The 21,353-nt window shown below is 72.8% G+C and carries 20 protein-coding genes, 1 tRNA gene and 2 pseudogenes; 7 read left to right on the plus strand and 16 right to left on the minus strand.

Translation table 11 applies throughout. From position 1 onward, the window contains the following. Positions 1 to 22: 22 nt before the first annotated feature. A complete protein-coding gene (locus tag NRP21_RS07870; protein WP_257715633.1) occupies positions 23 to 1,771 on the minus strand; it encodes an ABC transporter transmembrane domain-containing protein in 1,749 nt (582 codons plus the stop codon). Positions 1,772 to 1,797: 26 nt separating this feature from the next. Then, positions 1,798 to 2,211, minus strand: coding sequence for a metallophosphoesterase (locus NRP21_RS07875; protein ID WP_257715634.1), 414 nt, complete (start codon positions 2,209 to 2,211; stop codon positions 1,798 to 1,800). Positions 2,212 to 2,425: 214 nt separating this feature from the next. Here NRP21_RS07875 and NRP21_RS07880 point away from each other — a divergent pair, with 214 nt between their 5' ends. Continuing rightward, entirely contained in the window at positions 2,426 to 2,557 is a 132-nt protein-coding gene (locus NRP21_RS07880; RefSeq protein WP_257715635.1) for a hypothetical protein, read from the plus strand. Positions 2,558 to 2,626: 69 nt separating this feature from the next. On the opposite strand, the gene NRP21_RS07885 is transcribed toward NRP21_RS07880, so the two are convergent. The 3 genes and pseudogenes from NRP21_RS07885 to NRP21_RS07890 form a co-directional block, all read right to left on the minus strand. Beyond that, positions 2,627 to 2,830 (minus strand): hypothetical protein, encoded by a 204-nt coding sequence (locus NRP21_RS07885; RefSeq protein ID WP_257715815.1) that lies wholly within the window; start codon positions 2,828 to 2,830, stop codon positions 2,627 to 2,629. A gap of 538 nt (positions 2,831 to 3,368) precedes the next feature. Further along, positions 3,369 to 4,004, minus strand: a pseudogene (locus tag NRP21_RS28020) (DUF5666 domain-containing protein); the annotation flags it as partial. Between the two features lie 5 nt (positions 4,005 to 4,009). After that, the gene (locus NRP21_RS07890) at positions 4,010 to 4,861 is read right to left on the minus strand and encodes a DUF6502 family protein (RefSeq protein WP_257715636.1); all 852 of its coding nucleotides are present in this window, start codon (positions 4,859 to 4,861) and stop codon (positions 4,010 to 4,012) included. Between the two features lie 128 nt (positions 4,862 to 4,989). Here NRP21_RS07890 and NRP21_RS07895 point away from each other — a divergent pair, with 128 nt between their 5' ends. Both NRP21_RS07895 and hydA read left to right on the plus strand, forming a co-directional pair. Beyond that, positions 4,990 to 5,694 carry an ATP-binding protein gene (locus NRP21_RS07895; protein WP_257715637.1) on the plus strand — a complete coding sequence of 235 codons (705 nt, stop codon included), beginning with the start codon at positions 4,990 to 4,992 and terminating at the stop codon, positions 5,692 to 5,694. Positions 5,695 to 5,793: 99 nt separating this feature from the next. Further along, entirely contained in the window at positions 5,794 to 7,185 is a 1,392-nt protein-coding gene (hydA, locus tag NRP21_RS07900; protein ID WP_257715638.1) for a dihydropyrimidinase, read from the plus strand. Positions 7,186 to 7,201: 16 nt separating this feature from the next. On the opposite strand, the gene NRP21_RS07905 is transcribed toward hydA, so the two are convergent. The 8 genes and pseudogenes from NRP21_RS07905 to NRP21_RS07940 form a co-directional block, all read right to left on the minus strand. Beyond that, complete coding sequence (locus tag NRP21_RS07905; RefSeq protein ID WP_257715639.1) at positions 7,202 to 8,311, minus strand: glycosyltransferase family 4 protein; 1,110 nt, start codon at positions 8,309 to 8,311, stop codon at positions 7,202 to 7,204. A gap of 114 nt (positions 8,312 to 8,425) precedes the next feature. After that, positions 8,426 to 8,635 (minus strand): hypothetical protein, encoded by a 210-nt coding sequence (locus NRP21_RS07910; RefSeq protein WP_257715640.1) that lies wholly within the window; start codon positions 8,633 to 8,635, stop codon positions 8,426 to 8,428. 150 nt (positions 8,636 to 8,785) lie between these two features. Further along, a complete protein-coding gene (locus tag NRP21_RS07915; protein WP_257715641.1) occupies positions 8,786 to 10,033 on the minus strand; it encodes an RsmB/NOP family class I SAM-dependent RNA methyltransferase in 1,248 nt (415 codons plus the stop codon). A gap of 263 nt (positions 10,034 to 10,296) precedes the next feature. Beyond that, the gene (locus tag NRP21_RS07920; protein WP_257715642.1) at positions 10,297 to 10,512 is read right to left on the minus strand and encodes a hypothetical protein; all 216 of its coding nucleotides are present in this window, start codon (positions 10,510 to 10,512) and stop codon (positions 10,297 to 10,299) included. A gap of 167 nt (positions 10,513 to 10,679) precedes the next feature. Further along, entirely contained in the window at positions 10,680 to 11,594 is a 915-nt protein-coding gene (locus tag NRP21_RS07925; RefSeq protein ID WP_257715643.1) for a DMT family transporter, read from the minus strand. Next, complete coding sequence (locus tag NRP21_RS07930; RefSeq protein WP_257715644.1) at positions 11,591 to 11,827, minus strand: hypothetical protein; 237 nt, start codon at positions 11,825 to 11,827, stop codon at positions 11,591 to 11,593. The genes NRP21_RS07925 and NRP21_RS07930 overlap by 4 nt, the downstream gene beginning before the upstream one ends. Before the next feature lie 94 nt (positions 11,828 to 11,921). Continuing rightward, positions 11,922 to 12,758: pseudogene (folD, locus tag NRP21_RS07935) on the minus strand (bifunctional methylenetetrahydrofolate dehydrogenase/methenyltetrahydrofolate cyclohydrolase FolD); the annotation flags it as partial. Between the two features lies 1 nt (position 12,759). After that, a complete protein-coding gene (locus NRP21_RS07940; RefSeq protein WP_257715646.1) occupies positions 12,760 to 13,062 on the minus strand; it encodes a YggT family protein in 303 nt (100 codons plus the stop codon). A gap of 168 nt (positions 13,063 to 13,230) precedes the next feature. Here NRP21_RS07940 and NRP21_RS07945 point away from each other — a divergent pair. Beyond that, positions 13,231 to 13,306: transfer RNA gene (locus NRP21_RS07945), tRNA-Ala, on the plus strand. A gap of 414 nt (positions 13,307 to 13,720) precedes the next feature. Beyond that, positions 13,721 to 15,142, plus strand: coding sequence for a glycosyltransferase (locus NRP21_RS07950; protein WP_257715647.1), 1,422 nt, complete (start codon positions 13,721 to 13,723; stop codon positions 15,140 to 15,142). A gap of 276 nt (positions 15,143 to 15,418) precedes the next feature. On the opposite strand, the gene NRP21_RS07955 is transcribed toward NRP21_RS07950, so the two are convergent. Further along, entirely contained in the window at positions 15,419 to 15,748 is a 330-nt protein-coding gene (locus NRP21_RS07955) for a cupin domain-containing protein (RefSeq protein ID WP_257715648.1), read from the minus strand. 19 nt (positions 15,749 to 15,767) lie between these two features. Beyond that, positions 15,768 to 16,988, minus strand: a complete 1,221-nt coding sequence (locus NRP21_RS07960) for a 3-hydroxybenzoate 6-monooxygenase (RefSeq protein ID WP_257715649.1) — start codon at positions 16,986 to 16,988, stop codon at positions 15,768 to 15,770. Between the two features lie 139 nt (positions 16,989 to 17,127). On the opposite strand from NRP21_RS07960, the gene gtdA reads away from it, so the two are divergent. After that, positions 17,128 to 18,186 (plus strand): gentisate 1,2-dioxygenase, encoded by a 1,059-nt coding sequence (gene gtdA, locus NRP21_RS07965; protein ID WP_257715650.1) that lies wholly within the window; start codon positions 17,128 to 17,130, stop codon positions 18,184 to 18,186. 18 nt (positions 18,187 to 18,204) lie between these two features. Here gtdA and NRP21_RS07970 read toward each other — a convergent pair whose 3' ends face one another. Further along, the gene (locus NRP21_RS07970) at positions 18,205 to 18,906 is read right to left on the minus strand and encodes an IclR family transcriptional regulator (protein WP_257715651.1); all 702 of its coding nucleotides are present in this window, start codon (positions 18,904 to 18,906) and stop codon (positions 18,205 to 18,207) included. 101 nt (positions 18,907 to 19,007) lie between these two features. On the opposite strand from NRP21_RS07970, the gene NRP21_RS07975 reads away from it, so the two are divergent. Then, positions 19,008 to 21,338 carry a cytochrome P450/oxidoreductase gene (locus NRP21_RS07975; RefSeq protein WP_257715652.1) on the plus strand — a complete coding sequence of 777 codons (2,331 nt, stop codon included), beginning with the start codon at positions 19,008 to 19,010 and terminating at the stop codon, positions 21,336 to 21,338. Positions 21,339 to 21,353: the final 15 nt, after the last annotated feature.

The following is a 21,353-nucleotide window of genomic DNA, read 5'->3' on the forward strand; positions in this document are numbered from 1 at the left end:
CGGGATGTCTCAACCCCGCCCGCTACATCCCCGCGAATTGGAGCCGCGCCAGCCGCGCGTAGAGGCCGTCCTCCCGCACCAGCGCATCATGCGTGCCCTCCGCCACGAAGCGCCCCTCCTCCATCACCAGGATGCGGTCCGCCCGGCGCACGGTGGCCAGGCGGTGGGCGATGACGAGGACGGCGCGGCCGCGGGAGAGGCGGGCGAGCGCGGCCTGCACGGCCGCCTCGCTCTCCGCGTCCAGCGCGCTCGTCGCCTCGTCGAGCAGCAGCAGGGGTGGGTCGCGCAGGACGGCGCGGGCGATGGCGATGCGCTGGCGCTGCCCGCCGGAGAGGCGCACGCCCTTCTCGCCGAGGAAGGTGGCGTAGCCCTGCGGCAGGGCGTCCACGAAGCCCTCCGCGTCGGCGGCGCGGGCGGCGGCACGGATCTCGGCCTCCGTCGCGTCGGGGCGGCCGTAGCGGATGTTCTCCGTCACGTCCGTGCCGAAGATCACGGGGTCCTGGGGGACAAGGGCGATGCGGGCGCGGATGGCGGCGGGGTCGGCCGCGCGCAGGTCCACGCCGTCCAGCGTGACGCGGCCGGCGTCCGGGTCGCGGAAGCGCAGCGCGAGCTGGAAAAGGGTGGATTTCCCGGCGCCGGAGGGGCCGACCACGGCCACCGTCTCGCCGGGCTCCACGCGGAGGGAGGCACCGTCCAGCGCCGCGCGCTCCGGGCGGCTGGGATAGAGGAGGCGGACGTTCTCGAAGGCCAGGCGGCCCACCGGGCGGCCGGGGGCAGGGGCGGGCAGGGGCGCGGGGTTCGCGGGCGCCCGGATCTCCGGCGTGACGGCGAGGAACTCGCCCACCCGCTCCGCCGCGCCCGCCGCGCGCTGCACCTCGCTCCACAGCTCGGAGAGCGAAGTGGAGGAGCTGGCGAGGAGCACGGCATAGAAGACGAAGGCGGAGAGCTCCCCGCCCGTCAGGCGCCCGGAGAGCACGGAATGGCCGCCGACCCAGAGGGCGAGGGTGATGGCGCCGAAGCCGAGCAGGATGAGGGAGAGCATGAAGCCCGCGCGCACGCGAATGCGGGCGAGGGAGGCGGCGACGCTCTCTTCCGCGCGCTCCACGAAGCGGGCGAGGTCCGCCGCCTCGTGGTTCTGGGCCTGCACGGTGGACATCGCGTTCAGCGTTTCCTCCGCCTGGGCGCCGAGATCGGCCACGCGCTCCTGCGCCACGCGGCTGAGGCGCCTCTCCCGCCGCCCGAAGAGGACGAGGGGCAGGACGATGAGCGGCGTGACGGCGACGACGACGAGGGTGAGGCGCGGGCTGGTGAAGAACAGCATCGCCAGCGCGCCGAGGGCGGTGACGAGGGCGCGCAGCCACTGCGAGACCGCCGCGCCGACGAGCCCGCGCAGGATCTCCGTATCCGCGGTGAGGAGGGTGAGCACGTCGCCCGTGCGGCGCTGCTCGTAGAAGCTCGGCGGCAGGTCCAGTGCGTGGGAGAAGACGCGGCGGCGCAGCGCCGCGCCCACCCGCTCCCCCAGCCACGAGACGAGGTAGAAGCGCGTGGCGGTGCTGACGGCGAGCAGGACCACGAGGCCGAAGAGGAGCAGGGCCTGGCGGTTCAGGGCCTCGATGCTCTCGAAGCCCTGGTCCACCATGTGCCGCAGCCCCTGGCCGAGGAGCAGCAGCAAGCCGGCGGCGGTGGCCATGGCGAGCACCGCGCCCGCGACACGGCCGGCATGGGCGCGCAGCAGCGGCAGCACGATTCGCAGAGCGGGCAGGCGGCTCACGCGTTGGGATGCGGGGGCGGCGTTGCTCAAGCGGCCGCCGCGGCGCGCGGGCGCAACTCGTCCAGGCGCACGGGACGGTAGCCGCGCGGGTCCACGCCGACATCGTATTGCCGGGGCAGGGGCTTCAGCGTGCCGTGGGAATGGCCGTGCAGGTTCCAGGCTCCTTTCCTCTGCCCGTTCCAGTGCCGCAGCGCGTAGTGGCAGAGGACGAGGGCGTGCCCCTCCCGCTCGATCTCCGCGAAGGGCTGCGCGCTGGCCCAGCCGGGCAGGGCGCGGATGGCGGGCGGGTCGTTGTTGCCCCAGACCAGGTGCTTCGTGCCGTGGAGCGACGCGAGCAGCCCGGCCGGGTCCTTGTGCCCCACGGCGAAGTCGCCGAGGTGCCACACCTCGTCCTTCGGCGCGACAGCGGCGTTCCAGGCGGCGGCGAGGGCGGCGTCCATCTCGGCGGTGCTCCCGAAAGGGCGGCGCATCAGAGCCCTGAGGGAGCCGTGGCCGAAATGGGTGTCCGCCGTGAACCATGTTCGCATCTGCGGAAGATGGGGCGGTGCGCGGGGGGGCGCAGCCTCCGTAACCGTCTTGTCAGCTTCGCGTAAGCTTCGTGCGATCCTGATTTCCTTCCTGCAACGAAGCGGCCGCTGTCCGGTGCTGCCTTCGATGGGCAAGCTGATCCCCGTGATGGGCGCCGTGTGGCGCCTACTGGGTCTGCGCCGGTTCCGGCCGGTGCGGGACGCCGCGCTGTCGCTGCGGGCGCCGGTGGACCGAAGGCCGCGCTGGTTCGACCGCTGACGTTGCCGCGCCCCTGATCAGATCCGATCCGCGGCGCTGTCGGCGGGGCGGGACCGAATAAGGCCGGTGCTACCGGTCCGGCCCGCCGCGCGGCCCAGCATCCGGCCCGCGCCCGCCGGGCCCCGCGGCCCCGCCGGCGGAGTCCATCCCCGGCCGGTCGTTGCGGCCGCCCGGGCCGCCGCGCCCCTGCCCTGCCTCGCGGCCCGGGCCGCCCCAGCGGCCACCGGCGTCGCGCTCCATCCCGCGCCGGCTCTCGAAACCGCGGTCGGGCATCGGGGCGCGCTCGCCGTGTGGCGTCGCAGGGGCCGCAGCACCGCCCGGGGTGGTCGCGGCGGGGCCGGGGGGGCCCGCCCCCCCCCCCCCCCCCCCCCCCCCCGGGCCCCCCCCCCCCCCCCCGGGCCCCCCCCCCGCGGGGCGGGGGGGGGGGGGGCGGGGGGGGCCCCCCCCCCCCCCCCCCCCCCCCCCCCCGCCCCCCGGCCCCCCCCGGCCCGCCGGGGCCCGCGGGCACGGAGAGGCCGGGGCCGAGCAGCATCCGGCCGCCGCCAAAGCCTGCCCATGCCTCGATCAGCACGCGCGGCGCGCCGAAATAGGCGGGCGGGTCCCACATCAGCCGGTCCCGCTCCACCGAATCGGCCAGCAGGACGCCGTTCTCCATCCGGCCGCGGGCGATCACCGCGCCGTCGGGCGGCAACTCCACCCCTGGCGCGACGCGGAGGAGGAGGTTGCCGATCCGCGCCGGGCCGCCGAGACGGGTCAGGCGCCCGAGGACGAGGGTGGCGCTGCCGCCGGCCTCGCGCGGGTCGATGCGGGTGGCGGTCAGACTGCCATCGGGGGCGCGCAACCCGCTGACGAGCACGGCATCCCCTACCTGCCAGCTACGGCCAGCGGGCAGGGCGCCCAGGGTGGCCACGCGCTGGCCGGCGACGCGGATCGCGCCCTCCTCCACCGCCTCCACCGTGCCGGCGACCTCGTGGCGCAGGCCGATGCGGCGCGCGCGCAGGGCCCCGTCCGGCCCCATCGCTTCCACCACCACCACCTGCCCGACGCGGAGCGCGGCTGGGGTGAGAGGGCCGTCGGCCGTCGCCACGGGCTGGGCCGGATCGTAGGCGACATGCAGGCCGTTGACGCAGATGCTGGCGAAGCCGGTGACGACGCCGACGATGCCAAGGCTGGGGGCGCCCGTGCCGCCGATGCCGCGGTCCCCTTCCGCCGAGGCGAGGATGCCGGTGCCGCCGATGCCGCGCTCGCCCTCGGCCAGCGGCGGAGGGCCGCCATCCGGCCCGATGCGGCAGAGGCCGGACGGGGCCGGCGCCGGGGCGGGCGCGGGCGGCTGGGCGGCGCAGGCGGCGAGGAGCAGCCCCGCCGCGCAGGCGGCGAGGGCCGGCCGTCCCGCGGGGACGCCCAGGGGAAGCCACCTCACGCGCGGCAGGGGAAAGGGGCGCGGCATCCGGGTCAACCCTTCGGCGCGACCCGGGAAGAAGCGGGGGGAGCCTCGTTCTCGGCGTAGAGATAGATGCCGAGGTTCACCCGCCGTGTCGGCGTGCCGGGCTCCGCCTCGCCTTCCTCCAGCAGCGAGAGGGCGAGGCGGTTCATCTCCAGCAGCAGGCGCTGTGCACCCTCCCGCCCCGCCTCCTCAAGCCTGGCGGCGGCCTCCGGGCGCAGGCGGTCGTAGTGCAGGCTGCGATCGAAGAAGGGGGGCGCTCCGCCGGAAGAGATGTTGGCGCCGGCCGCCGCCATGTGGTCGTGCAGGTTCCGCGCGAAGTAGAAGAGCCGCCCCTCCAGGTCCTCGCTGGGCAGGTAGGCGGCGACGTTCAGGCGCAGCCGCTCGTCCGGGCCGGATGCCACGAGCCCCTGCTCCAGCCAGCCGTCCAGCACGGCGCGCGGGCGGACATCGGTGGTGACGGAGGCGACAAGCGTGTCGAAGGAGGGTTCGCCCGGGGGCGCGCTGCGGGGCAGGGGAAGGGGGCGGCCCTCCGCGTCCGCGTAGCCGGGAAGGCCGAGCCAGCGGGCGATCACCTGGCTTGCCAGCGTCACCACGGCCGGCACCTCCTCCGTCTCGCGCGGGGTTTCGCGCAGGCGCCGCAGTTCCTTGCGGTGCACGCCGGTGAGGAGGCTGAGGCGGCTGTCCGTCCGCCCGCGCGCGTCCTCGGCCATGCTTGCCGCCACCTCCACGTAGAGGCCGCGCAGCAGATCGGCCAGCACCGGGAAGGTGAGGCCGGCGCGGATCGTCAGCCGCACCAGCGGGCGCAGCAGGCGGCGAATGGGACGGAGGAGACTTTCGGCCGGAGGGGGCGAGGGGAGCATGGGATCCAGCGACAGCGCGCACATTCCATAGCACGGCCATTCGGTGGGAAAAAGTCCCACGCTCGCTTGACGTGGGAAATTATCCCACATAGGGTCCGGCTACTCCCACCCGGCTCCCGGAGCCAAAGATGGACCGCCCGACCATGACCTACCTCTCCGCCCGCTCCCTGCACCCGGAGGCACCCTGGTCGCCCCTGCCGCCGCGCGGCGCCGTGCCGGCCGGGGAGGACGCAGTCTCGATCGGGCTGCTGCGCCACCACACGAAGAACGCGCTGCAGCGGATCCTGACGGAGGTCTCGAAGGTGCGGGGGCTGGAGGAGACGCGGGAGGGCCAGAAGCTGATGCTGGAGGTGGAGCGGCGGGTGATGCTCAGCGCCGCCCTCTCCAACGCGCTCTTCGGCCTCACCCACGCGCCGGGCGGGATGGAGGACCGGCTGCGCTCCGTCTGCGAGGCGACGCTGGAGCTGATGGGCGACGCCGACCAGATCCTGCGCCTGGCCGTGGCGGTGGAGGGCGACTGCCCCGTGCCGCTGCGCGCCACCGCGCTGCGCGCCGCGCACGAGATGGTGGGGAACGCGGTGAAGCACGGCATGCACGCCCGCCTTGTCGGCCATATCCAGGTGCGCCTGACGAGCGGGGACGGGTGGACCCGGCTGATGGTGGAGGATGACGGCTGGGGCTATGGCGGCGCGCGCGACGGCGGAGAGGGGCTGGGCCTTCTCCGCGCCCTGGCCGGGCAGCACGAGGGCACGACGACGCTGGAGCGTGTCCAGGACGGCACGCGCGCCGCGATGGACCTGCCCCACGGCCCGCAGGACATGCCGCTGGGCTGAGCCGGCCGGGCGGACCCGATCGGCCGGGATCACAGGCCCCTGGTCTGGCCTTTCGCGCCCGCCCGCCTAACCTCGCCCGGACTTCAAGGGGATTCGGGCATGTACGACCTGGCGATCCGCGGCGGCACGGCCGTGTTGGGCGACGCGGTGGTCCGCTGCGATATCGGCGTCTCCGGCGGCCGCATCGCCGCCATCGCGGAGCACATCGACGAGGCGCGGCAGGTGATCCGGGCGGACGGGCTGCTCGTGATGCCCGGCGGCGTGGATACGCACTGCCATATCGAGGAGCCGCTGCCCGAGGGCGGCTTCCAGGAGGAGAGCTGGGAGAGCGCGTCCCGCTCCGCCTTCGCCGGCGGCACGACCAGCGTGGTCTGCCACACCACGCAGGACAAGGGCGGCACGCTGCTGGAGCGGCACCGTTCCAACCGCGAGCGCGCGGCGGCGGGCGCCATGGTGGATTACGGCTTCCACCAGATCGTGGCGGACCCTTCGGACGCGGCGCTGGCGGAGATCCCGGCGCTGGCGGCGGACGGAATCGGCAGCCTCAAGGCCTTCCTGACCTATGACAACGTCCACCTGGACGACGCCGCCTTCCTGCGCGTGCTGCAGGCCGCCAAGCGCAACGGGCTGATGGTGCACGTCCACTGCGAGAACTACGACGCGATCAACCTGGCCGTCTCCACCCTGCTGGCCAATGGCTGCACCGCACCGAAGTTCCACGCCCTGTCCCGCCCGCCCGTGGTGGAGCGGGAGGCGACGGCGCGCGCCATCGCGCTGGCGGAGCTGGTGGGCCAGCCCATCCACATTTTCCACGTCTCCTGCGCCGAGGTGGCGGAGGAGATCGCGCGCGCCCAGGCCCGCGGCGTGGCCGTGAAGGGCGAGACCTGCCCGCAATACGTGACGCTGACGGCGGACGACATGGACCGGCCGGGCTTCGAGGGCGCGAAGTTCATGTGCAGCCCGCCGCCCCGCACCGCAGCCGACCATGCGGGCGTATGGTCCATGATCCGGCGCGGCGTGCTGGACATGATCACCTCGGACCACTGCGCCTTCTCCTTCGAGGGCACGCGCGGCAAGGCGAAGAACGGGCGCGACGCGGCCTTCGACGTCATCCCGAACGGCGTGCCCGGGCTGGCCGCGCGCCTGCCGGTCGTCTTCTCCGAGGGCGTGTCCAAGGGGCGCATCGACCTGCCGACCTTCGTGAAGCTGGTGGCGGAGAACCCCGCGCGCATCGCCGGGCTCTACCCGCGCAAGGGCGTGATCGCCGTGGGCAGCGACGCCGACCTGGTGTTGTGGGACGCCGAGCGCCCGGTGACCCTCACCAACGCGCTGATGCAGCACGCCGTGGACTACACGCCCTACGAGGGGCTGGAGGTGGTGGGTTGGCCCGCCGCCACCATCCGGCGCGGCGAGGTGGTGATGCAGGCGGATGTCGTTCTGGCCCGGCCCGGGACCGGCCAGTGGCTGCCGCGGGGCCCCGGGGCGCGGTAGGGCGGGGCGGGCGCCCTCAGAGGCCCAACAGGTCCAGCGTCCGCTCCACCACCGCGCGCTCGTCGTAGAGCTCCAGGGCCCGGGCCCGCCCGGCCTCGCCCATGCGCGCGCGCAGGGCGGCATCCCCCGCCAGGCGGTTCAGCGCGGCGGCCAGGGGCTCCACCGTCGCGGGGGGGACGATGAGGCCGGTCTCTCCCTCCAACACCTGTTCCCGCGGGCCGCCGATATCAGTGGCGACGACGGGCAGGCCGGTCAGCATCGCCTCGATCACCGACATGGGCAGGCCCTCGAAATGGCTGGGCAGGCAGAAGATGTCGGAGGCCGCCAGCACCCGTTCCGTGTCGTGGCGATAGCCCAGGCGGCGCAGCCGGGGGCCCAGATGGGCGGCGGCGCGGGCGAAGTCCGGCTCCAGGTCGGCGCCGTGATCGCTCGACAGCCGCTCCCCCACCACCCAGAGCGTGGCACCGGGGACGGATTCCATGGCCCGGAGCAGTTCCGGATAGCCCTTGTGGCGCACGAGGCGGGAGAGGGCGGTGATCACCACCGCGTCCGGCGCCTCGCCCAGCTGCTCGCGCAGGGCGGCGCGGGCCGCCGGGTCCGGGTGGAAGCGCACGGGGTCGCGGCCGTTGCGGACGGCAACGGGGTTGGGGTGGATGCGAAGGCGGCGCGCGTCGCCCGCCTCTTCCTCGCTGACGGTCAGGAAGGTGTCGGTCAGCCGCCCGCCGAGGGATTCCAGGGCGAGCGAGAGGGCGCGGCGCCAGGGGCGGCCGGGCTGGTTGAAGAGGAAGCCGTGCACCGTATAGGCCGTGCGCGGCACCCGCTCCATCCGTGCCGCCGCGCGGGCGAGCAGGCCGGAGATGGGGAAATGGGCGTGCACCAGATCCGGCCGCGTCTCCCGGATCACCCGGCGCAGGGCCCGAAAGGCGCGCAGGTTCGCGGCCGGGGAGAGGCTGCGGGCCATGGGCACGGGAATGACCGTGAAGCCCTCCGCCCGCGGCAGGTCCAGCAGCGGGCCCTCCGCGCAGGCGGCGAAAACCTCGTGCCCGCGCGCGCGGGCGCCCCGCATCAGCGGCAGGAGGAAGTGCCGGAGGGAGAAGTCGATATTGGCGACGAAGAGGACGCGCATGGCCGGGGACTTCGCGCATTTCCCGCGGCCTGTGCAGCCCGGCGGGCACGAAAAAGGGCCGCCGGACATCTCCGGCGGCCCTTTCCTCGGCGCCCCGCGGTGCGGGGTGGCGGATCAGCCGTGCTGGCCGCCGCCGCCCGTCGCGCCGCTCTGCTCCAGGATCGTCTGCCCGGAATTGCCGGCCAGGGCGGTGCGGCTGTCCGCGGCGACCCAGCGGCCGGAAGCGGTCGCGCCCTCGGGCACGCGGACCTGGTCGGCGAAGGCGGGGGCGGCAACGGAGCCGATCAGGGCGGCGGCGAGGGCAAGGGTGCGAAGGTTCATCATGGCTGCATGTCCTGGGTGGATCGGGCGGCAGGGTGCCGCCCTTTGTTGCCAGGGAAATGCGCCCGGAAGGTCTGAAGTTCCAACGCAGGGGATGGATGACACCTATCCAGGAAATGGATGGTCCGTCCTGAAACCCTGAGGAGGCGGTGATCAGCCCCGGCGGAAGCGGGCTACGAAGAAGCCGTCCATCCCGCCCTTCTCCGCCCAGAGATCGGGCCGCGTCCGCAGCGCGCCCTGTGCCGTCACGGCCTCCTCCAGCCCCGGCACCTCTTCCGGCCGCACGGGCTCGGGCGTCAGGCCCAAGGCGGCAATGCGGGCGAGGTGGGCCTCCCCTTCCTCCGGCTGGAGGGAGCAGGTGGCGACCACCAGCCGCCCCCCCGGCGCCAGCAGGCCGGCGGCAGCCTCGATCAGCGCCGCCTGGGTCTCGGTGAGCTTCGGCACGTCCTTCGGGCGGCGGAGGAGCTGCACCTCCGGGTGGCGGCGGATGGTGCCGGTGGCGGTGCAGGGGGCGTCCAGCAGCACGGAGTCGAAGCGGCCCTGGTGCCCGGCGGACCAGTCCAGGGCGTCCGCGACCACCAGATCCGCGTCCAGCCGCAGCCGCGCCAGGTTCTCCCGCAGCCGTTCCGCGCGGTGGGGGTCCTTCTCCACGGCCGTCACCTTCGCGCCCATCGCGGCGAGCTGGGCAGTCTTGCCACCGGGCGCGGCGCAGAGATCGGCCACGCGCCCGCCGGGGGAAGGGGCAAGCAGCCGGGCGGGCAGGCTGGCCGCGGCGTCCTGCGCCCAGAACCCGCCCTCGGCGAAGCCGGGGAGTTCCGTGATGCGGGTGCCCGGCGCCAGGCGGGCCGTGCCGTTGGGCAGGATCTCCGCCCCTTCCGGCGCGGCGGCGCCGGGGGCGAGGGAGAGGTCCAGCGGCGCGGGGCGGGTGTGCGCCTCCGCGATCGCGCGCACCTTCGGGCCATAGGCGGCGTGCCAGGCGGACCAGAGCCAGGCGGGGGTGTCCAGCCGGGCGGCGTCCAGTTCCTCCAGCGCGGCGGGGCCTTCGGCGGCCACCTTGCGGAGCACGGCGTTCACCAGCCCGGCCAGGGGGCGCGGCGCCAGCGCAACCGCTTCCGCCACCGCCGCGTGGGCGGGCGTGCCGAGGAGGAGCAGGTCGGCCGCGCCGATGCGGAGCGCCTGCATGGCCGGCGGCGAGGGCTCCCGGCGCAGATAGGGTTCGAGCACCGCGTCCAGGCTGCCCAGGCGGCGCAGCACGGCGGCGGCGATGCGGTGGGCGGCGGCGCGATCCCGCGGCTGCAGATGGCCGGGCAGGGCATCCAGCGCCTCGTCGAGCGCGCGGCGGCGCTCCAGCACGGCGGTGAGGAGGGCGAGGGCGGCGGAGCGGGTGGGGTTGGACGGCATGCTGGGGGCGGCTTGGCGCATTTCGCGCGGAATGTGCAGGTCTTTTGCTGCATGCCCGGCCACGCGCTTGCGTGGCCCCCCCACGCGCTTGCGTGGCCCCCCCACGCGCTTGCGTGGCCCCCCCACGCGCTTGCGTGGCCCCCCCACGCGCTTGCGTGGCCCCCCCACGCGCTTGCGTGGCCCTTGATGCGGCGAAGGCCGCCAGCGGGGCTGGCGGCCTTCGGTCCAAGACCTAAACCGGGGCGATCGCTCCCGGGCGGGGATTAGCCGTGCTGGCCGCCGCCACCCGTGGCGCCGCTCTGCTCCAGCAGGGTCTGGCCACCGTACTGGTAGCCCGTGCCGGAGGTGTCGGCCTCGCTGGCCACGCCCTCGCCGCCAACGCTCCAGGCGCGCGCGGCATGGGCATCCTGCGAGAGGACGGGCGTGAGCAGGGCAGCGGCTAGGCCAAGAATTCCGAGGGTCTTCGTAATGCGCGACATTGTATTATCTCATGCGTGAATGGCGGCGGCACCGTGTCGTCGTCTTGCCGCCCTGATATCGGCGCATGCTGCACCGCACACCACCCCGGCCAGGGAATGGGTGCCATTCGCTTGGTGGATGGAACTCGCGCGATCCTGATTAGCCCTGTCCGATTAGCCCTGTCCGATTAGCCCTGTCCGGCCGCCCGCGCGCGGGCCTGTGCCTGGAACAGCAGGAAGAGCCCGACCAGGGTCAGGACTCCACCGGCCAGGTCGGCCCAGCCCAGCACCTCGTCCAGCACAGCCCAGCCGATCACGGCGGCGACCGGCGGGGCAAGGAGCTGCAGCGCGGCGGCCGTGGAGGGCGGGAAGCGCCGGAGCATGATGAAGAGCAGCGCGTAGCCGCCGACCCCGACGACGGTGACGCTGTAGGCCAGGCCGAGCCAGGCATGGGTGCTGGCTCCCGCCGGGGCCGGGCCGCCGAAGGCGATGGCGAGAGGAAGGAGCATGGCGGCGCTGACAAGGCTCTGCCCGGTGCTGGCGGTCCAGAGGTCCACGCGGCCGCGTGCCGGGGCGAAGATCAGCAGCCCCGCCGCCTGGGAGACGGCGCCGAGCAGGGCGAGGAGGACGCCGAGCGCCTCGGCGGGGCCGTGGCCGCCGGCATGGTCCTGGAGTTGCCCGGCCAGCCGCACGCCGCCCAGCAGCGCCACCCCGGCCCAGCCGAGCGCCAGCCCGATCCAGGCGAGGCCAGAAGGACGGCGGCGCAGGAAGGCCGCTTCCCCCAGCGCCACCACCAGCGGCGTAGCGGCGCTGATGAGCGCGACGAGGCCGGAGGGGATGAGCGACATGGCCCACCAGGAGAGGGCGAGGTAGCCGCCGGTGCCGAGCAGCCCCAGCAGCGCCACGCGCCCCCGATCCCCCGGCGCCGGCATGCGGGAGCGGGTGGCGGCGGCGATGGCCAGCAGCAGCGGGGCGGTGAGGAGGAAGCGGATGGCCAGCGCCCAGAAGGGCGGCCATTCCAGCACCACGAAGCGCGCCGCATTGAAGGCGGAACCCCAGATGAGGACGAAGACGGCGGCCAGCAGCAGGTCGGCCGGCTTCATCCCCGGGTGTCCAGCCGGGCGGCCAGGGCGGCCTGCGCCGCCTGGAGCCGCATCACCATCAGCCCCAGCCGGCCGAGCGCGAGGAGGCTGAGGGCGGAGATCGCCCCCGCGCCGGCGTAAAGGATGCGCGGGCGGGACCATTCCGGCCCCAGCAGCGGCGTGCCCTGCAGGGCCAGCACGGCGCAGCCGACCAGCGCCAGGATCCCGACGCCCTGCAGGATTCGGAACAGCACGGCGTCAGGCCAGGCCGGGGCCGTGGCCGTAGGATTGCTCCGGCGTGGCATGCGTCTCCGCCACGCCGCCATTGGGCTCCAACGGCACGTGGGCGCGGCGGGCCAGGGCGGCCTCCAGCGTGTTCTCCAGCAGGCAGGCGATGGTCATGGGGCCGACGCCGCCGGGCACGGGGGTGATCCAGCCCGCGTGTTCCTTCGCGGCCTCGAAGTCCACGTCGCCGGTCAGCTTGCCGTCCGCCTTGCGGTTGATGCCCACGTCGATCACCACGGCGCCGGGAGCGATCCAGTCGCCCTGAACCATGTTCGCGCGGCCCACCGCGGCCACCAGCACCTCGGCGCGCCGGCACTCCGCCGCGATGTCGCGGGAGCGGGAATGGAGCATGGTGACCGTGGCGTCGGCGGCCAGCAGCAGCGCGGCCATCGGGCGGCCGACGATGGCGCTGCGGCCCAGCACCACGGCGCGGGCGCCGGAGAGCTTCACCCCGGCCTCCGCCAGCAGATGCATCACCCCCTTCGGCGTGCAGGGCACCAGCCCCGGCAGGCCGGCGGCCAGGCGCCCGGCATTGACGGGATGGAAGCCGTCCACGTCCTTGGCCGGGTCCACCGCCTCCAGCACCTTCTGCGCGTCGATGTGCTTCGGCAGGGGGAGCTGGACGAGGATGCCGTCCACCGCCGGGTCGGCGTTCAGCCGGGCGATGGTCTCCAGCAGGGCAGATTCGGCCACGTCCTCCGGCAGGAGGATGGTCTCGCTGTCGTAGCCCGCCTCCTTCGCCGCGCGGTCCTTGGAGCGGACATAGACGACGCTGGCGGGATCATCCCCCACGCGCACCACGCGCAGGCCGGGGCGGAAGGGCAGGGCACGCACCCGATCCGCGAGCCCGGCGCGGATGCGGGCGCCGACGGCCTTCCCGTCGAGCAGCTGGGCCACCATCTCAGGCCGCCAGCCGCCAGAGGGCGGGGAAGACGGTGACGTTGAGGAAGATCCGCAGCGCCTGCAGCAGCAGGATGAGCACCAGCGGCGAGAGGTCCACCCCGCCCAGGTCCGGCAGGATGCGGCGGATGGGCCGCAGGGCGGGCTCCGTGACGCGCCAGAGGAAGTCGCCGATGGTCCAGACCAGGCGGTTGCGCGTGTCCAGCACGTTGAAGGCGGTGAGCAGGCTGAACACCGCCGCGATGATGAGCACCCAGACGTAGAGGCCGATCACCTGGTCGATCAGCCAGAACAGAGCCGTCATCCCGCCTTCCCCTTCCGCCCCTTGCCAAAACCGTGTTGCCGGGCCGAGCAGGCCCCCGTGTATGGCCCGCATCCCCGCCCGTCCAGCGGGACGCTTGACGTGCGGGCCGTGGCGGGGAATAAGCCGCCCCACGCCCGCGGTCCCCAAGCCTGCGGGAGCGGTGGTTAAGGGGCTGTAGCTCAGTTGGGAGAGCGCGTCGTTCGCAATGACGAGGCCAGGGGTTCGATTCCCCTCAGCTCCACCATCCCCCCTCCGAGAATAAATCTGGGATCCGTGGTCCGCCTGACCTGAGCGTGCCGGGTTGTTCGGTTGCTCGCCCTGTTGGCTGGAGCATCGGCTACGGCGTTCTGCGGAGTTGCGCGGCACCCGGCCGGTACGCACGGCAGCTGTTCCGAACGCTCACGCCACAGCCGCGCAGCGACGACGGCTATCCTTATCCTCTCGGGGCAACCGCCCTCTCTGTGAGCCCGGGATGCAACTGCAGGTAGGTTAACAACTTCATTAATCTCTCTTTGATTGCGTTCTAGTTGTGGAATTCTACCGCGCTGCATGTTGTTTTCCCGCCAAGGTAGATTTTCAAGACGGGCGCCATGCTGGCTGACGTACTACTGCCCAAGGGGACGGACGGCCGGATCACCGGTCATTCGCCGGGGCCGGCATGCTGAGGAAGGCTTCCGCACCCCGTGTCCTGATCGCCACTTTCGGGTCGCGCGGCGACATCCGGCCCCACCTCCTGCTCGCGCGGGCTCTCATCGCCCGCGGCCATGAGGTCACCCTCCTCACCAACGAGGAGTTCGTGAACTACTGCCGGAGCTTCGGGATCGAGCCGGTCCTTCTTCCCACGCCGGTGGGGCGGCTCCTCGGCGCGCACTCGGCGGGCGCGCCTCGTCCGGGCCTCTCCGCGCTCCTGCGGGAAGCGAATGAGTTCATCGCCACCGCCATCCAGACGTGCCATGCCCTGACGCGGGCCGCGGACCTCGTCGTCTACAACGCCTCGGCTTTCTTCTGCGCCGAGTTCGCCCGGGAGCAGGGGAAGCCCGCGATCCACGTCGCCCTCCAGCCCCTTCTGCCCTCGCGCCGCGCCCCGCTTTCCCTGTTGAGCGGCGCGGGCCGAGGCTCGCTCTCCACCCGCCTCTCGCACCATGCGATGCGCGTCGTACCGCTGCTTCTCCACTCGGGTATCCGCAAGGCGCGTCGGCAGACCGGGGCCGGGGCCCGTCTCCGCCCCTGGAGCAATCCCCTCACCGTTGGCCTGCACTACGCCGACCAGGTCCTTGCCTTCAGCGGCGCCCTCGTCCCGGATCCCGGCGATTGGCCCGGCCGGAAGACCCAGACTGGCTTCTGGTTCGACAGCAGCCCCCCGCCGCCACTCTCCGAGGAGATCCGCCGCTTCCTCGCCGCCGGGCCACCCCCGGTCTATATCGGCTTCGGCTCCATGGTCTGGCGCAGCCGCGCGAATGCGCGGCTCGTGCTCGAAGCCCTTCGCCGGTTCGAGGGCCGCGTCGTCCTCGGCCCCGCCATCGCCCGGACGGACGAGGAACTGCCCCCCAACGTCCTGCGCCTGGGCTTCCACGACCACGCGCCCCTGTTCCCCCATATGGGCGCCGTGATCCACCATGGCGGCGCCGGCACCACGGCCGAAGGGCTTCGCCATGGCCTTCCCACGGCGGTGTTTCCCGTGATCGGGGACCAGACCTTCTGGGGCACGCAAGTCGCCCGCCTCGGCGCCGGCCCGTCCCCGGTCCTGCTGCGTTCCGTCACCCCCTCCACCCTCGCCGACACCCTGCGCCAGATCACCGGCACCCCAGCCTATGCGAGGGCCGCGGCCGGGCTTGCCGCCGGCCTCGCTGCCGAGCCGGGCCTGGACGTGGCCGTGCAACTCATCGAGCGCAGGCTGGAGGAGAGGGCAGTTCAGCAGAAACGGCCTGCCAGCGCCGAGCTTCAGGCCCGGGCAGGGCGCCCCCGCGGCCTCGATATGGGTGATCTGCTCCTGCCCTCGGCGGCGCTGCGCCGGGCCTGGCACAAGGTCCCGTTCAGGAAGGCGGCGACGCCTTCCCGTACCGCCTTGCCGCTGTCCTGAACTGTCGCAGCCCAGGGGGCGCTGCCCCCTGGAACCCCCGCCAGGAGGCTGAGCCTCCTGGACCTGCATCGGGCTGCCGCGGGACTGACATGAGGCGTCGTGCCTGACGATTGGGTCTGATCCTGCCCTTGCAGTCGCCTCGGGTCATCGATCCGAGGCGTGCCGCCAGTGAAATCAGACCAACTCGAAGAAAAAATGATGGTGAGGGGGCGGGGGAGAGGAAGGATTCCTTTTTCCTCTCCCCGGGATGAGCGACATTCCGGGAGAACGACCCGTCTAGGGCGCGTGGTGGATCACGAACCACAGCGTCGGTGGCTCTGCCTGTGTCCAGGCCACGCGGTGGCGGCGGCGCGCTGGCAGGTGGACCCAGTCGCCGGGGCGCAGGCGGCGGGAGGTGCTCTCTCCCTCGATGTCCAGCACGGCCTCCCCGGCCACGAGCAGGACGAACTCGTCCTCTGCCTGGTCGTACCAGAAGCCGGGCGGGCTGGCCTGGCCGGCGGAGACGATCCGGCCGATGCGAAGGCCGGGGCGGGAGAGAAGGGTTTCCTCCACCTCCTGCGCCGGGTCGGCGGCCAAGCCTTCGTGCAGATTGCCGTGCGGGACCATCCGGGCCTTCTCCGCGGGATCAGGCGGGGACGCTGCTGCGGCTCTCCGCTGGCGACCGGTCCAGCCCGGTGTCGCCATAGAGCCAGGCGATCGCGTCGTACCATTCCTCCCGCGACTTGGCGGACATGATGGCGTTGCGGAGTGCCGCGTGCGGGCCGGACGGGTGATAGATGTGGTCTCCCACCTCGCGCGACTGGAGCTGCACGCGGGCGGTGCGGAGCACGCGGCGGCGGCGGTAGGCCTCTAGCGCCGCCTCCGGCGCGCCGGCATGCGCCTCCATCTCCTGGGAAAGAACGACGGCGTCCTCCATTGCCATGCAGGCGCCCTGGGCCAGGTAGTGCAGCGTGGGGTGTGCGGCATCGCCCAGCAGGGCCACGCGGCCGTCCACCCAGCGCTCCACCGGATCGCGGTCGCACAGCACCCAGAGTTTCCAGTCGCGGCCGTGGCGTATGATGCTCTGCGCGCGGGGATGGACGTGGGTGAAGCCGGCCATCACCTCCTCCATCCCGACGGGCTGCCCGGCCACGGGCTCCGGCGCCCCGTTGTGGTAGGTGACGACGAGGTTGAACTGCTTCCGGCCGGGGAGCGGGTAGTGGACGATGTGGCACTTCGGCCCGGCCCATAGGGTGGCCGCGTTCCAGCGCAGGTCTTCCGGCATCATCTCCGTGGGAATGACGGAGCGGTAGGTGGTGTGGCCCGTCACGCGCGGCGGGCCATCCCCCACCACCCGCGCGCGGATTCGGGACCAGAGCCCGTCCGCCCCGATCAGCACCGCGCCGCGCAGCGTCTCGCCGGAGGACAGCCGGGCGGTGACGCTGGCGCCGTCCTGCTCGTAGCCTGAGACGGTGGCGCCGGTGCGGAGGGTGACCCGCGGGTTGTCGCGGCAGGCGCGGACGAGGACGCCGTGCAGGTCGCCCCGGTGCACCACGGCGTAGGGATTGCCGAAGCGGCGGCGGAAGGGCTCCGTCAGGTCGATGCTGGCGATGTCCTCCGCCGTCAGCGCGTCCATCAATCGCAGGCGGTCCACGTACACGGCCATGGCGCGCGCCTCGTCGCCCATGCCGAGATGGTCGAAGGCCTCGAACGCGTTGGGGCCGAGCTGGATGCCCGCGCCGATCTCGCCCAGCTGAGGGGATCGCTCCAGCACCGTCACCTCGTGGCCCGTGCGGGCAAGGCCGAGGGCCGCCGAGAGACCGCCGATGCCGCCCCCCGTGACGAGGATCGGTCCTTCCTGGCGCATGCTGGTTCCCCTCCGCCGGTTCTTTGCCGGCCTGCTTTCGTCGTGGGGCGTTCCGGGCGGCCCGCCCCACGAGATCGAGATTGACCCTACACAGATAAAACGCACACTGTCTAATAAGTGAGCAAGGGAGGAGGCCGGCATGACCGACATCCAGGCACAGGAAGCGGGGATCGCGGCGAAGCGCCAGGAATTCTACGACCGCATCGGCGGCCAGAACCTGACGCCGCTCTGGCTCTCCCTGGCCGAGCTGGTGACGCCGGAGCCGCGCAGCAACTGCCGGCCGGCAAGCTGGCGCTTCGCCGATATCCGCGCGGCGATGATGGAGGCGGGCGGCCTCATCACCGCCAAGGAGGCGGAGCGGCGCGTGCTGGTGCTGGAGAATCCTGGCCTGCGCGGGCAGTCGAAGATCACGACGGACCTCTATGCCGGCGTGCAGCTCGTGCTGCCCGGCGAGGTGGCGCCGGCCCACCGGCACACGCAGACGGCGCTGCGCTTCGTGCTGGAGGGGAAGGGTGCCTACACCGCCGTGGACGGCGAGCGGACGCTGATGAACGAGGGCGACTTCATCATCACCCCGCCCATGACCTGGCACGACCACGGCAATGAGAGCGATGCGCCGATCTTCTGGCTGGACGGGCTGGACATTCCGCTGGTGCAGTTCCTCGACGCCTCCTTCGCCGAGCATCTCGGCCAGGACGAGCAGCCCGTGACGCGCCCGCTGGGCGACAGCGACGCGCGCTTCGGCGCGAACCTGCTGCCGGTGGACCACAGGCCGCGCGGCGGCACCTCCCCGGTGTTCAACTACCCTTATGAGCGCACGCGGGAAGCGCTGGAGCGGATGCGCCAGGCCGCGGAGTGGGACCCCTGCCACGGGCTGAAGATGCGCTACAGCAACCCCGTGACGGGCGGGCACGCGATGAACACGATCGGCACCTTCGTGCAGCTTCTGCCGAAGGGCTTCTCCACCGCCGCCTACCGCGCCACCGATGCCACCGTCTTCGCGCCGATCGAGGGGCGGGGACGCAGCATCATCGGCGACGACTTCGTGGTGGAGTGGGGCAAGCGCGACATCTTCGTCGTGCCGTCCTGGAAGAGCGTGCGGCACGAGGCGGCGGAGGACAGCGTGCTCTTCTCCTTCTCCGACCGGCCGGTGCAGGAGGCGCTGCACCTGTGGCGCGAGGATCGCGGGAACGCCTGATCGCGGCCCTCCCGACGATCAGCCCGCGACGGCCTGGCCGAGGCGGCGCGCGCAGTCCGTGACCCAGGCCGAGGCCCTGTCCACGTCCAGGTCGTCGAGCGCGACGACGCCGAGGCTGGCCTCGAAACCCGGTAGGCCGGGAATGGGGCTGGCCACGCCCACCGCGCCGCGCTGCAACTCGCTGCGGGTGATGCTGACGCCGCTCCGCCGGGCCTCGCGGACCGCATCGGTGTCCCCCGCGCCCTCCGGGCGGCCCGCGAGGATAGCGATGCCGGCCGCCCCGCGCGAGAGAGGGTGGCGGTTGCCGACCCTGTAGGCGATGTGGAGCAGCCGGCCCTCCGGCTCCGCTACGGCGACGGCGACGCATTCCTCGCCCTGCGCGACGGAGAGGAAGGCGGCCGCGCCGGATCGCCCGGCCAGTTCCTGCAGGAGCGGCTGCGCCCGCGCGCGAAGCTGCGGCCCGAAGCGGGAGGCGAGGGTGAGGATTCCGGCCCCGAGGTGAAGCGCCCCTGCCGCATCCCGCGCGATCAGGCCGTGCATCTCCAGCGTGGTGGCGAGGCGGTAGGCGATGGCACGGTGCACCTCCAGCCGCGCGGCCAGGGCCGCCACCGAGATGCCCTCCGGCTGCCCGGCGATGACCGACAGCGCCTGGAGGCCGCGATCCAGGGTCTGGAGCGTGTTGCCCGGCTTCTCCGCCGCATTATCGGCCTTCCGAACCATGTCCGTTCCTCCCGCAGCAACGCGTTGACGCGCGGCCCCGGCCCTTCCTATTGTGCGTTAACAGTATCGATCTGTGCGATATTAGTAAAATGGAGGAAGCGATGGACGGGATGGACAAGCTGGCGCCGGCCGCTTCCGGCTGCCCCTTCCACGGCGCCACGGCCCCGAATGGCTGCCCCGTCTCGCACGAGGCGGCGAACTTCGACGCCTTCACCGGCCCCTACCAGATCGACCCGCCGGAGGCGCTGCGCTGGGCGCGCGCGAAGGAGCCGGTCTTCTACAGCCCGCGGCTCGGCTACTGGGTGGTGACCCGCTACGAGGACGTGAAGGCGGTGTTCCGCGACAACATCACCTTCTCCCCCTCCATCGCGCTGGAGAAGGTGACGCCGACCTCGGAGGAGGCCAACGCCATCCTTCGCCGGTACGACTACGGGATGAACCGCACCCTCGTGAACGAGGACGAGCCGGCGCATCTGGAGCGGCGCCGCGCCCTGCTGCACTCCTTCCTGCCGGAGGAGCTGGCGCATCACGAGCCGATGGTGCGGCGCCTGACGCGGCAGTACGTGGACCGCTTCATCGACCGCGGCGAGGTCGATCTGGTGGATGAGATGCTGTGGGAGATTCCGCTGACCGTCGCGCTCCACTTCCTCGGCGTGCCCGAGGAGGACATGGGCGCGCTGCGGCAGTACTCCATCGCCCACACCGTCAATACCTGGGGCCGCCCGAGCCCGGAGGAGCAGCTCAAAGTCGCGGAGGCCGTGGGCAACTTCTGGCAATATGCCGGGCGCGTGCTGGAGAAGATGCGCGCCGATCCCTCCGGCCATGGCTGGATGGAGTACGCGATCCGCCGGCAGAAGGAGATGCCGGATGTCATCACGGATTCCTACCTGCACTCCATGATGATGGCGGGCATCGTGGCCGCGCACGAGACGACGGCGAACGCCACCGCCAACGCGCTTGTGCTGCTGTTGCGGAACCGCGAGGCCTGGGACGCGATCTGCGCCGATCCTTCCCTTATCCCGAACGCGGCGGAGGAGTGCCTGCGGCTGTCGGGCTCCATCATCGCGTGGCGGCGGCTGCTGACGGCGGATGCGCGCGTGGGCGGGGTGGATATCCCCAAGGGCGAGCGGCTGCTGATCGTCATGACCTCGGCCAATCATGACGAGCGGCACTTCGAGAATCCAGACGAGCTGGACATCTACCGGGACAACACGACGGAGCATCTGAGCTTCGGCTATGGCAGCCACCAGTGCATGGGCAAGAACCTCGCCCGCATGGAAATGCGGATCTTCCTGGAGGAGCTGACGCGCCGCCTGCCGCATATGGAGCTGGTGCCGGAGCAGGAGCTGGAATACCTGCCCAACACCTCCTTCCGCGGGCCGGACCACCTGCGCGTTCGCTGGAACCCCGCGCTGAACCCGGAGCGGCGCGATCCCGCCATCCTCGGCCGCAAGGTGGACTTCGCCATCGGCGCGCCGGAGCGGGGCGCGATCGCGCGGCAGATGCGCGTGGCGGAGATGAGGCCGGAGGCGGAGGGTGTGCTCGGCCTCGCGCTGGAGGACCCGAACGGCCACGACCTGCCGGGCTGGACGCCGGGCGCGCATATCGACGTCACGGTGGGGGAGTACCAGCGGAAGTACTCGCTCTGCGGCGATGCGGGGGACCGGCGGCGCCTGCAGGTCGCCATCCGGCGCGAGGATCTGGGGCGCGGCGGCTCCGCCTATATCCACACCGCCATCCGGCCGGGCGACATCATCCGCGTGCGCGGGCCGAAGAACCACTTCCGGCTGGATGAGGGGGCGGAGCAGTACCTGCTCGTGGCGGGCGGGATCGGGATCACGCCGATTATCGCCATGGCGGACCGGCTGCGGCGGCTGGGGAAGAGCTACGCCATCCACTACGCCGGCCGTTCCCGCGCCGCGATGGCATTCCTGGACCGGCTGAAGCGCGACCACGGCGCGCGGCTGCATCTCTATCCCAAGGACGAGGGCATCTGCCTCAACCTGCCTGCCGTGATCGCGGCGGCGTCGCAGGACGCGCAGGTTTATGCCTGCGGGCCGGAGCGGATGCTGGCGATGCTTGAGGACGCGGCGGTGTGCCGGCCGGAGCGGCTGCATGTCGAGCACTTCTCGGCCGCCGAGGCGCTTCTCGATCCCTCGGTGGAAACGCCCTTCGAGGTGGAGCTGAAGGATTCCGGGCTGTCCGTGCCGGTCCCGGCGGACCGGACCCTTCTCCAGGCGCTGCACGCCGCGGGGATCGACGTGCCGAGCGATTGCGGGGAGGGCCTCTGCGGGTCCTGCGAGGTGCAGGTGCTGGAGGGCGAGGTGGACCACCGGGACAAGGTGCTCAGCGCCGCGGAGCGCGCGGGCAGCGCGCGCATGATGGCCTGCTGCTCCCGCGCCCGCGGGCGGAAGCTCACCCTGGCTCTTTGACGGGGGCTCTTTAAC

The sequence above is a fragment of the Roseomonas populi genome (genome assembly GCF_024594815.1).
Taxonomy (GTDB): Bacteria; Pseudomonadota; Alphaproteobacteria; order Acetobacterales; family Acetobacteraceae; genus Roseomonas; species Roseomonas populi.